This window comes from Sorangium sp. So ce836 (genome assembly GCF_028553905.1).
Classification (GTDB): domain Bacteria; phylum Myxococcota_A; class Polyangia; order Polyangiales; family Polyangiaceae; genus Sorangium; species Sorangium cellulosum_D.
This window is the reverse complement of the sequence record NZ_CP102233.1, coordinates 1,923,285-1,936,439: the sequence shown is the minus strand read 5'-3', so window position 1 is coordinate 1,936,439 and position 13,155 is coordinate 1,923,285. Positions and strand designations below refer to the sequence as shown.

Here is a 13,155-nt window from a genome sequence, read left to right as displayed (position 1 = left end):
GGTGGCGGCGCGATGACGGGCCCGGCCGGCCGGAGGGGGCGCGCGGGCGGAGAAACCCTTCGACAGCCGCCCGGGGCGTGCCATGAGAGGCGTCCGACATGGCGGAGCAGCTCTTCCTGAACGGGTTGCGCGGCGCTCAGCAGGCCCGAGAGGCCGCCGCGCCGCCGGCCGAACCGTCCTCGTCTTCCCCAGCCGGCGCGCCGCCGGCCGAACCGTCCTCGTCCCTCGCAGCCGGCGCGCCGCCCGAGCCGCGGCCGTCCCCCGGCGCGCCGGCGCCCGAGCCGCCGCGCCAGACGGCGGCGAGGCTCAGCGCCGAGCTGGAGGCGGCGCTCGTGCGCGAGCTGATGGCGGCGTACCAGAGCCTCAACTACACGCATTTCCGGCGGAAGCTGCGCTCGGCATCGATCGAGCTGTCCGACGCCGCGAGCCGGCTCGGGCGCTGGATCTCCGAGGCGCGCGCGATCGAGATCTCGCGGCCGCTCGTGCTGACGCAGCCGTGGGGGGTCGTGATCGAGGTGCTCAAGCACGAGATGGCGCACCAGTACGTGCACGAGGTGCTTGGCGTCACGGACGAGGCGGCGCACGGGCCGGCGTTCCGCGAGGTGTGCGAGCGCCTCGGCATCGACGCGACGGCGTCCGGGATGCCCTCGGCGGAGGCGGGCGGGGCGGCGCGCGGCGACGGGAGCGTGGACAGCGCGGACGCCCGGATCCTCGATCGCATCGCGCGGCTGCTCGCGCTCGCCGACAGCCCGAACGCGAACGAGGCGCAGGCGGCGATGAGCGCCGCGCAGCGGCTGATGCTGAAGTACAACCTCGACGTCGCGAAGGCGCGCGCCGCGCGGCAGTACGGCTTCCGCCACCTCGGCGCGCCGAGCGGGCGCGTGGGCGAGAGCGAGCGGATCGTCGGGGGGATCCTCGGGAAGCATTTCTTCGTCGAGGCGATCTGGGTGCCGGTCTACGCGCCGCTCGAGGGCAAGCGGGGCAGCGTGCTCGAGATCTGCGGGACGCCGGCGAACCTCGAGATGGCGGCCTACGTGCACGCGTTCCTGCACCACACGGCCGAGCAGCTGTGGAACGAGCACAAGCGGACGCACGGCGTGAAGGGCAACAAGGACCGTCGGACCTACCAGGCCGGCGTGATGCTGGGGTTCCTCGAGAAGCTGAACACGGAGCGGAAGGCGTCCGCGGAGCAGGGGCTCGTCTGGGTGAGGGACGCCGACCTGGACGGCTACTACCGGACGCGCCACCCGCACGTGCAGCACCTGCGTCACGCGGGCAACCAGCGGACGGCGGCGCACGCGCACGGGCGCGAGGCGGGACGGAAGATCGTGCTGCGCCGCCCGATGCAGGGGGCGACCGGCGAGCGGGGCATGCTGCTGCCGCCGGGCAAGAAGGGCTGAGCGCCGCGGTCGCCGACGTCCGCCCCGGGCCGCGCGCGGCCCGGGGCGGACGTCGGACGACGGCGCGCGGCCCGCATCGGGACGGCGATGCGCGCTCGACGGGCGCGTTGACGGGGATGGAGCGGTTCCGGCACGATGGCCCGGTGTGCGGGCCAACCTAGGAGAAGAACGAGATGCCGCTCCGGTTCACCATTGAAGAGCGATTCGATGCGTCCCCCGAGGACGTCTTCCGGCTCGCGACCGACATCGACTCCTTCGGCGACTGGATGCCGAATTTCGTGCGGGTGGAGAAGCTCACGGGCGACGTCCCCGGCAAGGGCACGATGTGGCGAGAGACCCGCAAGATGTTCGGCAAGGAGTCGACCGAGCTGTTCGAGGTCACGGCGGCGGAGCCCGGCAAGAGCCTGGACCTCTTCGTCGACGGGAAGAAGGGCACGACGGGGCGCGGGGAATACCGCTTTCGCTACGTCTTCGAGCCCCAGGGCGCCGGGACGCTGCTCCGGATGGATGGCGAGATCGCCGGGATGGGGTGGTTCATGGAGACGCTCGGGCGGCTGTTCATCGGCAGCTTCAAGAAGGCCGTGCACGGGGATCTCAAGGCGATGAAGACGCACCTGGAGCGGCGGCGGGCGAGCTAGAGCACCGTTCAGGTCGATTTGTGGTAATTCCGGGCGCTTCGATGGAAGGCTCGACGGTCTCGCCCGCCCATGATCTCGTCCGCGTCCGGAGGTGCACGGATGGAACGATGGTCGCCGCCGGTGGAGCTGTCGCGGCACGGCGATCCCATATCCATGCGCGTCGTGGTCGTAGGTCACGGCGAACGGCGCCGCGCCGACCGGCGACGGATACGTGATCGCCTCGACGCGGCCGAGCTCGTCGTAGCGCAGCTTCGCCTCCAGGGGAGCGCGCTCGCCGTCGATGCGGAGCGAGAGCGTGTCGAGCTGGCCGCGATCGGTGTACGCGTACGTCTTCTCCCCGTCGGGGCTCGCGAGCGCGTGGAGCTTCCCGATCCCGTGCGCCGCGGTGTCCCAGGTCCACGTGGTCGTCACGCGCTGGGCGCCGTCCCGGTCCACGCGCGAGCGCGGTCGCCCGAGCGCGTCGTACGCCCACGTGGTCGCTCGCCCGAGCGCATAGATCGATGAGAGCATCAGGGAATGCTTGGAGCGTTGTCAACGAGCTCAACCCATAGTCTCGCTGGGTGTATCTCGTCATCTACCAACACTCTAACAGGCACCCTCGGACGACTATCCATCATCTCAAGCAATACTCGGTCCTCGGACGTAACTAGCGCCACTTTTCCTCCAGGGGTGTCAATGGTCCCACGGAATACTTCTATGCCGCCTGTGGTGATGCCGGGCGGGAGATCGGCTCCAAGCGTCAAGGTTACGTCGCCGTCGACATCGGCCATCGTGCGAATTGAGACGCAGGAGGCGTTGGCGGACACTACCTGTCCTGGATCGTATGCGGACACATCCACGTCGCTGTTCGATGGATCAAACACGAAGACGATGGGATGCGTTGGGGAGCATGTTGTTGTGTTCACTATTGTTCCATTCTTCTCAATTCGCGCAGAACTTCGCCGCCTTGGCGAGCCTTGCAATGGTTGCAATGTGGAAGAAATATCTTTGGCTCATCGAGTGCCTGTGGCGGCTGACGATCGGCAATAGAATTCCCGCTCTTTGTTCCAGGCTCCTTGGTGCCACAGGTGTGGCAGCCGTGCCTTTCCATTAGCGTGTTAACTTGCTTTTGCTCGCTGGCAGTTGGCCGACCTCGATGGGCGGGGATCGACTCCTTTGCGAACGGACCTGGCTTGAGGGTAGTGGGTTCCTCCCCAACGGGCGCTGCGCCTTGCGGGCCTGTGCTGCCTTGCGACATCATCGCCTGCGACAGCCCCTGGAGCCCCGCCGCGATGTTGCTCACCCCGCCGACGATGAGCCCGGTCGACACCGCAATCGCAGGCACGCCGATCGCCGCGCCGATGCCGGTTGCACTCGTGATGCCCCCGAAGACCTCCCCCGTCAAGCCCCCGATCGTGACGGCGAGCCCACCCACGATCTGCCCGATAGCCAGCCCACATGGGGTTTCTGCGCTGCCCGAACGGGTCGTAGCTCCGCCGCTCGATCACGTCGCCGTCCTCGTCGGTGAGCGCGTCGACCGAGCCGAGGTGGTCGACATGCACGTAACGGGTGCGTATCCGCCCAGCCAACGCCATCGTGATGGCCGGCGCGGCGCCGGCTACCTGTTCCCATCGCGAAGGAGGAAGCGATGGCGACGAGGGTGGAGTGGGCCGAGCGGGTGGAGCGATGGGAGCGGAGCGGGCTGAGCGCCGAGAAGTTCGCGCGACGCGAGGGGTACAACCCGAAGCAGCTGTACTGGTGGCGCTGGAAGCTGCGGGCCGACGGCCCCTCGCAGTCCTCGCCGCCGCCGACGACCGAGCCGCCGCGGTTGCTGTCGGTGCACGTCGTGGCCGGCGCATCGCCGGCGGTGACAGAGCCGATCGAGATCGCGCTGCCCAACGGGCGGGTGGTCCGCGTTCGTCCGGGCTTCGACCCCGCCACGCTCGAGCGCGTGCTGGCGCTGGTAGCGAGGAGACGCCGTGCTGACGCTGCCGCCGTCGGTGCGCGTCTACGTCGCGGCGGAGCCGGCTGACCTGAGGAAAAGCTTTGATGGCCTGTCGTCGCTGGTCGCGCAGCGCTTCGGAGCCGACCCGCTCTGCGGGCATCTTTTCCTGTTTAGGAATCGGCAGGGTGACCAGGTGCGCATCTCGTTCTGAGCACCCGGGGAGGGGGATGTAAAGCAGTGGCGCAATCAGCTCTTTGCTTTTGCGCCAGCTCTCCTTGCGAGCTCATACGTTTGCGCGGCCCAGACCAGGACTGCATGCGCTGCGCGAGCGGCAGGGTCCTTGTCGCCCATCGCGTCCAAGATGACAAATAGCCGTTTCCTCCCCTCTTCTTCACAATCGACCCAACGGTTCATCGCATCCTCAAGTGGTAGAATGCGACAAACCGGCACACTGACTCCAGGTGTCTCAGGATCTTTCGCGCGTCCAGGTGTCGCCTCGTCCAAGACCAGTCGAGCCAACGTCAGCAGCGCCGTTGCCACCTTGCCCGCAGGAGCGCTGTAGTACGCATCGAATCCTTCTTCGATGATGGCCTGTACATGACTCTTGCGTAACGGAACGATGCGCCATTCCATTTGAACAACCAACTCGTCGATAGCCTTGACGTTTGATTCACGATTCTTAGAATCCATTTTCCAACCTATCAAGCACGTGTCGCAGCTACGCTACCCCTTGGCGCCCTACTCCTGGAAGTGTCGTGTTCAGCGACGAGCGCTCGATGTCATCCCAATCGGATCCGCGTGCAGGACTGGACCCGCCTTCGTCACGCTGCACCGGGAAGCTCGTCAGCGTGGCAGCGCGGCGCGCGAGCTCGTCCCCCGCCCCGGCGGGAGCAGGGAGCGGCGACCGCAGCCGCGGCTGTGGAGGCGGCGGGAGCTTGGCCCGTGGACTCCTGGCAGCCGGGTCATGTGCCGGCACCACGGGCGGCGGGACATCCAGCGCGCGAGCGGGTAGCGATGGCGGACGCGGCGGCACCGAGATCGACGCTGACGAGGCCGCCGCACGCGGCGCGTTCTCGCGGCTGGTGATCGGCTCATCGAGCTTGATCACGACGGTTTCCTCCGCATCCGTCCGGTAGTCCTCGTGCAGCCGCCACAGGCGCTCCCAGTACCGAGCAGGCACGCCCGTGAAGGCCTCCAGCTGCCGCGCGAGGCCGGGCGTCATCGGGAGGTCGCTGCTCAGCAGCCGCTCCACTTCCTTCGGGAACAGCCCCGTGTTCTCGGCGAGTTTCCGTTGCCAGGCAGGGGTCGTCGCACAAAACGATTCGAGGACCCGGCCCGGCCACGGGATAGGGCGCGCTCGGACGTCCGCCATCGCCGCGACCAGCGCATCGACATGGCAGTCCAGCAGGCGCTGATGTCGCTCAAGCTCCCGCTCGGCCTTTTCCTTCGCATCGGTGAGGGCGGACTCCTCGTCCTCATGCGCCTGCTCGCGCGCCTCGCGCAGCCCGCGTTCGCGTCCCATCGCCTCGCGCGCCGTGACCGCGAAACCGATCGCAACGCACGACATCATCGCGAGGACGATTGGCGAGACGAGCCACATCGCACCCAGCATGTCTTCCATGATATTTCGCCTCCTGGACGTGACCATTGCTGTCCGACGCAAGGTGGATCTCGGCCTTGTGCTGCCCGACGACAGCACCGTCCCCACCGCTTGCTTAGCTGTCGGCGGACAGCCGATACTTCAGCGAATTTGCGTTAGGAGCGCTTCACGCTCCGCTGCGAGCTGCCCTTGCGGGAACTCCCGCGCGTGGATCTCGAGCAATTGTCGCGCCTCGGCATCTGCGAGCGCGTTATGGGCTTCGATGGCTCTTCGGGCCTCGTCAATGAGGATCCGCTCGCGCTCGCCGGCGGCTGGGGCTACGGCGCGGACGGGGAGCGAGGTACGACGAGCCGGCGCGCCTGATGGCGCAGGCACGCGAGCGTCCCCATGTCGCGACAGCGGCGCGATCTCCTGCGCCGCCGTCGCGGCCGTCATCGCCATCGTCTGCATGTGGCGTTGAGCCGGTGGCGGCGCGATCTCCTGCGCCTCCGGCGCGGGCGCAGGGGCGTGCACCACCGCCGCCCGCAACCACGACTCCGGGCTGAACGAGTCCGGCAACGTCGCGATGACAGCGCCGGTCAGCACGACGACCGCTCCCTGGATCAGGGTCCTAATGCCCAGGCGTCCTAGCTTGCTCAGCCATCCCTCGCTGCCGCGCAGGTCGATGGCGAACGGGACACATGCAGTTTCGTCCCATCCGCGCGAGCGTTGCCGCGCCCGCCGGCGTTCCACGGCCGCGGCGAGATCCTCGAGCGCTCGGCGGTACTGTGTCCTCACCGTCTTCGGCTTGAGCCCCAACTCGGAGGCGATCTCGACGAGCGGCACCTCCTCGAGCCCGTGCTTGATCAAGACGCCGCGGTACTTGGGGTCGACCTGGTTGATCAGATCGCGGATGAGCGCCTCCCGCTGCCGGCCGCGAAGCAACTCTTCCGGACTCGGGCACTCCGCCTGAAGCTCGTGGTCGTCGAACGAGGTCAGCACTTCCCTTCGACGCCGTTCGTTCCGGACGTGGTTCCGCGCCTGGTTCAGGACGATGGTGGCACCGTAGCGCGCCCGGGCCTCCCCGAGATCGAGATCGACCCGCTGCTCCGCTTCCAGCTCCCGCAGCAAGGCGTCCTGCGCGAGGTCCTCCGCGTGTCGCGCAGGGACCCCGAAACGCCGCGCGAGGCGCCGGAAGAACGCGAAACCGGTGGGGGTGCTGGTTGGCTCGCCCATAACCGGTAGAACACCCGGGCCGCCCCGAAGGCTTCAAGAAAGTGCCGAGCGACGCCAGCATTGGTCGGACAATGTGCGACATGTACCGCCGCGTCACACGCGCTCGCGGAGCATGGCCGGCCGCATTCCGCTATCCGGCGGCATTTTGTCGCCCAACCGTCCACTTGACGGCGTTTTCTTAGCGGTTGACGCCGCGCGGCTGGCGTAACTACCGTCCATGCATGCGTTTCGGTGCGCAATCGCTGTGGAGTTGCATGATGGTTGCCGTCGCGACCGGCATTACGCCTCCGGTCTGTGCGCAGAGCCGCAATCCGGCACCCGTGCGAAGCGACGTTTCGCCGGTAAAGGAACATCTTCGCCGCGCCCGGAGCGCTCGGGCAAAGGGACGGTGGACCGAGGCATACGCGGCCTACAAGGCCGCCTTCGAGGCCATCGACTCGACATCTGGCGCAGAGGGAGAGCCGGCTGAGATCGCCGGAGAGCTGGGCCTCTGTGAGCTCGCGCTGCGTAAGTACCGTGACGCGGCTGAGCACCTCGCTTGGAGCCTTGAGCGACGCAAGGTGCTTTCTCTTACCCAGCAAAAACGATATGGGGACGGACTGACCACGGCAGCGCAGTTCGTCGCGACGCTCTACCTGTCGGTGGATCCGCCAGATGCGGAGGTGCTTGTCGACGGCAAGCCGATCGGCCCACCCAGGCGGACCTACACCCTGTTCCTCGAGCCGGGCAAGCATCTGGTGCGGGCCCAAGCACCGGGCCGTGGGGAAGCATTCCAGTCGCTGGACGCGCGGGCGGCGACGGAGCCGACCATAACGATACAGTTGCCGCGCGCCGCGGTGAGCAGTTCGGGCCAGGGAGCACCAGCGGGCCCTGCGAAGAAGGCTGCCACCGAGGCGCACGCGGTGAGGAGCTCCGCGCGGGTGCCGGCGCCGTCGGCCTCCTGGCCGGGGACGTTGCGGATTGGCGGCGTCGCGCTCACGACGGCGACGGCAGCGGCCGGCGCACTCTTTCTCTTGCGCGCTCATGTGTTGCACCGCAACCTGCGCGAGGCCAACAGCGTACGTCGGGAGCAGGGGTGGACGCCTCACACGTGCCGGGAAGCAAGCGCGCCGGCGGCGTGCGCTGGCATCCAGGACCAGGTCAAGGAGCGAGACCTGTTTGCCACCCTCGGCAAGGTGTCGCTGGCGACGAGCGCTGCGTTCGGCGTCGCTACAGCGGCTTCTTTTTTCACGGAGGTTGCGATCTTCGGCGAAGCGCAGAAAGCCGCTGGTGTCCGCGTCGCGCCGCTGGCGACGAGCGAACGGGCGGGTGTACTCCTCGAAGGGGCCTGGTGAGCAGGAGGCTGGCTTGACGCGTCGGATCGTGTACTGCCGAGTTCGAGAGCTCCTTCGCTCGCTCGCGCCCTTCACGCTCGGCTTGGCCGGCGGCACCGGCACATCTGGGTGCTATTCGGATAACTGCGTGGACGCCTTCCTGTGCGAGATTCCTCCTCCGGAGCCATCGCCTTGTGATGGCGACCCGGCGTCGGCGCCAGCGCTCGACATGTGTGGGGTGTTCGTCAGCGAGCAGGGCGACGACAACGACGCGGGCACGAAGGCCGCGCCGATGAAGACATTGCAACACGCGATTGGGCTCGCCGCGAGCGGACGAGGCCACGGCGAGGCGCCGACCCGGCGCGTGTACGCGTGCGGCGGATCGTTCCAGGAGAAGATCACGCTGCCCTCGGGGGTCGACCTCTGGGGCGGCCGTCGATGTGCCGGCGGCGATTGGTCGTATCGGGGATCGTTCGGCGGACCGGATCACCCGACGATCATCGCTCCGCCGGAGGGGATCCCTCTGCGGGTGATCACGGGAGAAGAAGAGGGCGCGACGTCGACGGTCTTCGGCGTGCGCGTCGAGGCGGCGGACGCCTCGGCAATCGATGAGAAGTCGTCGATCGCGATGATCTTGAGCCCTGGGACCAGGGCGATCGTGCGGGCGAGCGCGATCGTCGCGGGTAACGGCAAGGACGGGGAGCCGGGAGGGGACGCCCCGAGGGAGCGGGCGAACGACGGCCTGGAGGGAAACGACGGCGTGTCCGCCTGCTCCGCGGACTTCGCGACGGGCGCTCTCGCGGTCGTGACGGTGTGCGGCGACGGCACCGAGTCCACGGGCGGAGACGGGGGGTACGGCGGGCTCGAGTCGGGGGGCGACGGTGCGCCGGGGCAGCCGAAGGCGATGGAGAATCCGGAGGGCTACGGCCTCGCTGGGCTCGGCGCGGACATGGCGAGATGCACCGAGGGGACACACGGCGCGGATGGCGCAGACGGGGGTCGCGCGGAAGGTGCAGTGGGCATAGGCCACCTCACCGAAGAGGGTTGGATCGGCGAGCGCGGTGAGGGCGGGAAGAAAGGTGGCGTCGGTCAGGGTGGCGGGGGCGGGGGCGGCAGCCGATCGCGAGGCGAGATGACGGCGTGTCCAGCAGATCTCCCGCAGGCGGGTGCGGCTGGAGGTTCAGGGGGCAGTGGCGGCTGCGGTGGCCTTGGAGGGAAGGGCGGCGGGTACGGCGGGTCGAGCATCGGCATCGTCGCCTTATGGGGGAGCGCGTTGACGCTCGAGGCGACTCGGGTGACCACGGGCAACGGCGGAAACGGCGGCGTCGGCGGAACGGGCCAACCGGGCGGCTACGGTCGATGGGGTGGCGACGGTGGAAAGGGCTTCACTGGCCCCATCACATGGGGCGCATGTCGTGGCGGCTGGGGCGGCCGCGGCGGTCGCGGCGGTGATGCCGGAGGCGGCCTCGGAGGGCATTCGTTGGGTGTCGCCTCGGTGGGCGCGTACGTGTCCCTTGCGCCGAGCGCGATCTTCAATCAGGGCAACGCCGGCGTCGGCGGGCTCGCGGGCAATGCGGCTCCCGGCGACCAAGTCGGTCAAGGCACCGATGGAATTCCGACGTTCTGGTACAGGTTCGATGCGCCCGACCCGGAACCACCTCGTTGAACCGCGCTGAACGGGCGACCACCGTCAGGAGACGCTCATGGGAAAGACCACCGCTGCTGCCTTCGTCCTTCTGCTGTCGCCGTGGATCACCGGCTGCGGAACCGTGCCCGACGTGAACGACCCTGGCGTGACGCCTTGTGAAGGCACCTCGTGCGAGAATGAACCGCCCCCGGAGTCGGTCTGCGTCGAGCATGTAGCCGCCCATGTCCTTGACGATGGCTGCGGCGTGTTCATGGCCGGCGCCTTGGGTGGCGGCGACGACAGCAACCCCGGCACGAAGGCGAGGCCGGTGTTCACGGTCCATCGCGCCGTCGAGCTCGCGCGCGCTGGACGAGGGCGCGTCTTCATCTGCAACGACGGCTTCCCGGTGATCGGGCACATCACGCTGCCCTCTGGCGTGGATCTCCTCGGCGGTTACGACTGCCGGCGATGGGTGCGCGACCCTGAAGACACGGTGTCCACACTCGTTCATATGATGGATAGCGACCCCTTGGTGACCATCGAGCCCGCGGGCCCCGACGACAGGGGGGCCGCGGACGGGGTTTCGATCCTCGCCGATCTCGAAATGGGGGCGAGGGGTCCGGTCGCGGTGCTCGTCCAGTCCAACACGGCGGTGGAGATCCTTCGAAGCCGATTGAGGACCGGGAGCGGATCGGCAGGTCGCCCCGGGGTGCGATGGTCCGGGCTGAATCAGGCCGCGGCAGGTCCCGATGGGCTGTATGGAGGAGACGCGTGCTCAGCGACGACCGTCCCCGGCGGCGCCGCGGTGGTGAACCCGTGCGAGGGCGGGCTCCCGAGCACAGGCGGCAAGGGAGGCGACGGCCTTCCCGATGGCGCGGGCGACGGCGACGACGGGCAGCCGATCTCCACGACGTACCCGAATGAAGGACGCGGGGGAGGCGGGGATCCGACCGGCAGGCAGTGCGACGGCGGGATCACCGGGGCCCCCGGCATGTGGGGCACCATCGGCGCGGCGGGGCAGGGCATCGGGCATCTCACCGAAACAGCATGGGTACCCGACTGGGCAGGCGACGGCAGCAGGGGCATGCCGGGTCAAGGCGGGGGCGGTGGGGGCGGCCGTCGAGGCGGGCTCGCGGCGTGCGGCGCGGCCACCAAGGGAGGCGCCGGCGGCGGTTCTGGAGGCGCCGGCGGCTGTGGCGGTCGAGGGGGCCGAGGGGGCGAGAATGGGTACCCGACGATCGGCATCCTCGTGCTCCATGCCAAGGTGACGGTGCGCGACAGCGTGATCGCCACCCTCCGCGCGGGTCCGGGCGGCGACGGCGGGCTGCCCGAGGAGGGCGGCGATGGGGGCCGAGGCGCACCGGGCGGCGCCGTGGGGGACGGCACGTGGTCCTGTCCGGGGGGCAACGGGGGCCCGGGAGGCGCCGGCGGCTACGGCGGTCCCGGGCGCGGTGGCGACTCGATCGGCATCGCCTACCTCGACGAGGACCAACTCAAGCTCGAGGGCGTCACGTACGAGCTGGGACCGCCGGGCAAGGGCGGTGTGAGCTGGGATTGGTCTGGCAACGAGATCCGAGGGGAGGACGGCAGCGCCGTGAAGACGCTTCGGTTTCCTGAGTAGTCGGAATCACCTCACAGGAGGACGGCGCTGCGGCACATCCGATGCGACGCCGGCTCTGCCGCTATGCAGATGCAAGAACGGCAACGGAGATCGGAGCAACCGCTCGCTCGCGACGGGGTGTCAAGCGACAGTGACGGCTCTGACCCGATGCCCAGCGGAGGAGGACCGTCACCACGGTCACGCAACCGGACGCGAGTTCGAGAGCGGCACCCCAACGAACTTCGCTCCAAGGCATCCAACCGATTCCATACTAGCCTTCACAGTATCCGAGACAATTAGCTCCACCAGCGAACCCTCGATACGGAAGAAATGGGCGTCGTTCGGAAGCGCACTTTCGTCCAGCGTGTGTTTCGTGATCTGTCGATACTGGCCGCCTAGATTCGAACGATGATCCTGCTTGGTCCACTTAATGAACTCGGATCGTTCCTCGTCGAGGCATCGGACGACGCGAACTGAATTCAGGACGAACATGCCCCTCTGACCCGCAATCTCCAGGGGAATGCACTGGACGTCACTTCCCGCCACGGACCTCACCGCGTTCGCGAGCGCCGTCGTCGCAACGGGCACATTGAAGCTGGTGAGGCTGAAGTCTAGGACGCGACCTGCGTGAGTTACTTCACCTCGCAATGGTTCACTGGCATCCAGTCGATGTCCCGCATCGAGCAGCGGCTCCAAGCCAATGCAGAGCCAGACTTCGCCCAGGTGCCATCGTCCCTTAATGGCCATTTCATCTCGGAGCAGAAAGAATTGTCGCATCACTGCCCCCCGTTAGGAGCCGGTTGAGCCCGCCGGTCCGTCGGTTGTCCACGCGCGGGTAAACCCCGGGGAACGTGCCGGGTGGTACTACACGTTCAGCAAGGATGGATCATTCCAGACATCCTCATACTCGTCAGCGACGAGGAAGCGCCACCCCGGCGGAAGACCGAGGAAGCGAACGGCAATCGGGCACCATTCTACGAGATGCACGGCATGCAACGGAAGGAAGAACTCCGGGTCGTCGCTCAACTCCTCCCCGGCCCAGATGTACCAACCGGTAGTGTCGCCTGTCGGCGGGTGCCGAAGACCATTGACAGGCAGCAACCCTTCGCGCACGTTCCGCGCGATTCCGATCTTCAGCTGCGGCGGCGCCGCAACGAAGTCTGCGCCGTGCCGCTTGCAGAGTTCCTGCTGTGCGCGCGTCGTCTCGTCCACGTTCACGACTAGTCCCCTTCCAGAAGTTGCCGCTGTTCACCAGAGTACCTGCTCATGTCGGCCCCCTGCCGAGCAGAGCAGGTCGGACATTGCGCCTGCACAGCGTCGACGCTTCTCATGCGTGTCTTGTCAATCATACCCGTCTCAAGGAGGCAAAGGCGGTCGAGGAGCACCTGGCGGCGCCTTGGGGGACGGCACGTGGTCCTGTGAAGGGAGCAACGGCGGCCGAGCAGGCGACGGTGGCTACGGCGGCCCCGGCCGCGGGGGCGACTCGATCGGCATCGCCTACCTCAACGAGGACCAGCTCACGCTTGAGGGTGTCACCTGTGAGCTCGGACCGCCAGGCGAGGGCGGCATCAGCTGGAGCCACGATGGCAGCATGGTGACAGCGGAGGGCGGGAAGACCGTGAAGACGCTTCGCTTTCACGAATAGGTACGATCATCGGTCAAGATATTCACGAGAGAGTCTTGCCTTCGAAGTGTCGGATGCACCCCTGCTCGTTGATGAGCGCATTGGCATAGCCGACATGCTGGCATGCGCTTGGAGGGGCCGCATGCACGTTCTCACTGTTTCTACTGCGAAGAAGCATGGGCGCCGCGAGCATCTACCAATCCCGTTACCATTG

At 67.8% G+C, this 13,155-nt stretch carries 15 protein-coding genes and 1 pseudogene; 9 read left to right on the top strand and 7 right to left on the bottom strand.

Annotation, left to right across the window (positions count from 1 at the left end; genetic code table 11):
* The first annotated feature begins 98 nt into the window (after positions 1 to 98).
* The 3 genes from NQZ70_RS07190 (at position 99) to NQZ70_RS07180 (ending at position 2,534) form a co-directional block, all read left to right on the top strand.
* Positions 99 to 1,400, top strand: coding sequence for a DUF2786 domain-containing protein (locus tag NQZ70_RS07190; protein WP_129573553.1), 1,302 nt, complete (start codon positions 99 to 101; stop codon positions 1,398 to 1,400).
* Positions 1,401 to 1,573: 173 nt separating this feature from the next.
* Positions 1,574 to 2,038: an SRPBCC family protein gene (locus tag NQZ70_RS07185; protein WP_129573552.1), complete on the top strand. Its 465-nt coding sequence runs from the start codon at positions 1,574 to 1,576 to the stop codon at positions 2,036 to 2,038.
* Between the two features lie 295 nt (positions 2,039 to 2,333).
* A complete protein-coding gene (locus NQZ70_RS07180) occupies positions 2,334 to 2,534 on the top strand; it encodes a hypothetical protein (protein WP_165373829.1) in 201 nt (66 codons plus the stop codon).
* 13 nt (positions 2,535 to 2,547) lie between these two features.
* Here the strand turns inward: NQZ70_RS07180 and NQZ70_RS07175 are convergent, their stop codons facing one another.
* On the bottom strand, positions 2,548 to 2,943 hold the full coding sequence (locus NQZ70_RS07175) for a hypothetical protein (protein ID WP_129573551.1): 396 nt from the start codon (positions 2,941 to 2,943) through the stop codon (positions 2,548 to 2,550).
* On the bottom strand, positions 2,943 to 3,422 hold the full coding sequence (locus tag NQZ70_RS07170) for a hypothetical protein (protein ID WP_207217767.1): 480 nt from the start codon (positions 3,420 to 3,422) through the stop codon (positions 2,943 to 2,945). The genes NQZ70_RS07175 and NQZ70_RS07170 overlap by 1 nt, the downstream gene beginning before the upstream one ends.
* Before the next feature lie 243 nt (positions 3,423 to 3,665).
* On the opposite strand from NQZ70_RS07170, the gene tnpA reads away from it, so the two are divergent.
* A complete protein-coding gene (gene tnpA, locus NQZ70_RS07165) occupies positions 3,666 to 4,049 on the top strand; it encodes an IS66 family insertion sequence element accessory protein TnpA (protein WP_129573549.1) in 384 nt (127 codons plus the stop codon).
* Positions 3,997 to 4,173, top strand: a complete 177-nt coding sequence (gene tnpB, locus NQZ70_RS53280) for an IS66 family insertion sequence element accessory protein TnpB (RefSeq protein WP_129573548.1) — start codon at positions 3,997 to 3,999, stop codon at positions 4,171 to 4,173. The genes tnpA and tnpB overlap by 53 nt, the downstream gene beginning before the upstream one ends.
* A 35-nt stretch (positions 4,174 to 4,208) precedes the next feature.
* Here tnpB and NQZ70_RS07160 read toward each other — a convergent pair whose 3' ends face one another.
* The 3 genes from NQZ70_RS07160 to NQZ70_RS07150 all read right to left on the bottom strand — a co-directional run bounded on the left by NQZ70_RS07160 (position 4,209) and on the right by NQZ70_RS07150 (position 6,777).
* The gene (locus tag NQZ70_RS07160; protein WP_129573547.1) at positions 4,209 to 4,652 is read right to left on the bottom strand and encodes a hypothetical protein; all 444 of its coding nucleotides are present in this window, start codon (positions 4,650 to 4,652) and stop codon (positions 4,209 to 4,211) included.
* Between the two features lie 28 nt (positions 4,653 to 4,680).
* The gene (locus NQZ70_RS07155) at positions 4,681 to 5,583 is read right to left on the bottom strand and encodes a hypothetical protein (RefSeq protein ID WP_129573546.1); all 903 of its coding nucleotides are present in this window, start codon (positions 5,581 to 5,583) and stop codon (positions 4,681 to 4,683) included.
* A gap of 120 nt (positions 5,584 to 5,703) precedes the next feature.
* Complete coding sequence (locus tag NQZ70_RS07150) at positions 5,704 to 6,777, bottom strand: RNA polymerase sigma factor (protein WP_129573545.1); 1,074 nt, start codon at positions 6,775 to 6,777, stop codon at positions 5,704 to 5,706.
* A 254-nt stretch (positions 6,778 to 7,031) separates the two neighbouring features.
* Here NQZ70_RS07150 and NQZ70_RS07145 point away from each other — a divergent pair, with 254 nt between their 5' ends.
* The 3 genes from NQZ70_RS07145 (at position 7,032) to NQZ70_RS07135 (ending at position 11,338) form a co-directional block, all read left to right on the top strand.
* On the top strand, positions 7,032 to 8,111 hold the full coding sequence (locus tag NQZ70_RS07145; protein ID WP_237245114.1) for a hypothetical protein: 1,080 nt from the start codon (positions 7,032 to 7,034) through the stop codon (positions 8,109 to 8,111).
* 208 nt (positions 8,112 to 8,319) lie between these two features.
* Positions 8,320 to 9,756, top strand: coding sequence for a hypothetical protein (locus tag NQZ70_RS07140; RefSeq protein ID WP_207217968.1), 1,437 nt, complete (start codon positions 8,320 to 8,322; stop codon positions 9,754 to 9,756).
* Between the two features lie 37 nt (positions 9,757 to 9,793).
* Positions 9,794 to 11,338, top strand: coding sequence for a hypothetical protein (locus NQZ70_RS07135; RefSeq protein WP_129573541.1), 1,545 nt, complete (start codon positions 9,794 to 9,796; stop codon positions 11,336 to 11,338).
* Positions 11,339 to 11,515: 177 nt separating this feature from the next.
* On the opposite strand, the gene NQZ70_RS07130 is transcribed toward NQZ70_RS07135, so the two are convergent.
* Together NQZ70_RS07130 and NQZ70_RS07125 are read right to left on the bottom strand one after the other, a co-directional pair.
* On the bottom strand, positions 11,516 to 12,094 hold the full coding sequence (locus NQZ70_RS07130; protein ID WP_129573540.1) for an imm11 family protein: 579 nt from the start codon (positions 12,092 to 12,094) through the stop codon (positions 11,516 to 11,518).
* Positions 12,095 to 12,181: 87 nt separating this feature from the next.
* Complete coding sequence (locus NQZ70_RS07125; protein WP_129573539.1) at positions 12,182 to 12,535, bottom strand: hypothetical protein; 354 nt, start codon at positions 12,533 to 12,535, stop codon at positions 12,182 to 12,184.
* 133 nt (positions 12,536 to 12,668) lie between these two features.
* Here NQZ70_RS07125 and NQZ70_RS07120 point away from each other — a divergent pair.
* Positions 12,669 to 12,962 (top strand): annotated as a pseudogene (locus tag NQZ70_RS07120) (hypothetical protein); the annotation flags it as partial.
* Positions 12,963 to 13,155: the final 193 nt, after the last annotated feature.

What these genes read in the sequence shown, in the direction of transcription:
- NQZ70_RS07145 (WP_237245114.1), top strand. Translation starts at nt 7,032, where the DNA reads ATGATGGTTGCCGTCGCGACCGGCATTACGCCTCCGGTCTGTGCGCAG.
- NQZ70_RS07160 (WP_129573547.1), bottom strand. Translation starts at nt 4,652, where the DNA reads ATGGATTCTAAGAATCGTGAATCAAACGTCAAGGCTATCGACGAGTTG.
- tnpA (WP_129573549.1), top strand. Translation starts at nt 3,666, where the DNA reads ATGGCGACGAGGGTGGAGTGGGCCGAGCGGGTGGAGCGATGGGAGCGG.
- NQZ70_RS07150 (WP_129573545.1), bottom strand. Translation starts at nt 6,777, where the DNA reads ATGGGCGAGCCAACCAGCACCCCCACCGGTTTCGCGTTCTTCCGGCGC.
- NQZ70_RS07185 (WP_129573552.1), top strand. Translation starts at nt 1,574, where the DNA reads ATGCCGCTCCGGTTCACCATTGAAGAGCGATTCGATGCGTCCCCCGAG.
- NQZ70_RS07190 (WP_129573553.1), top strand. Translation starts at nt 99, where the DNA reads ATGGCGGAGCAGCTCTTCCTGAACGGGTTGCGCGGCGCTCAGCAGGCC.
- NQZ70_RS07130 (WP_129573540.1), bottom strand. Translation starts at nt 12,094, where the DNA reads ATGCGACAATTCTTTCTGCTCCGAGATGAAATGGCCATTAAGGGACGA.
- NQZ70_RS07140 (WP_207217968.1), top strand. Translation starts at nt 8,320, where the DNA reads ATGTGTGGGGTGTTCGTCAGCGAGCAGGGCGACGACAACGACGCGGGC.
- NQZ70_RS07155 (WP_129573546.1), bottom strand. Translation starts at nt 5,583, where the DNA reads ATGGAAGACATGCTGGGTGCGATGTGGCTCGTCTCGCCAATCGTCCTC.
- NQZ70_RS07135 (WP_129573541.1), top strand. Translation starts at nt 9,794, where the DNA reads ATGGGAAAGACCACCGCTGCTGCCTTCGTCCTTCTGCTGTCGCCGTGG.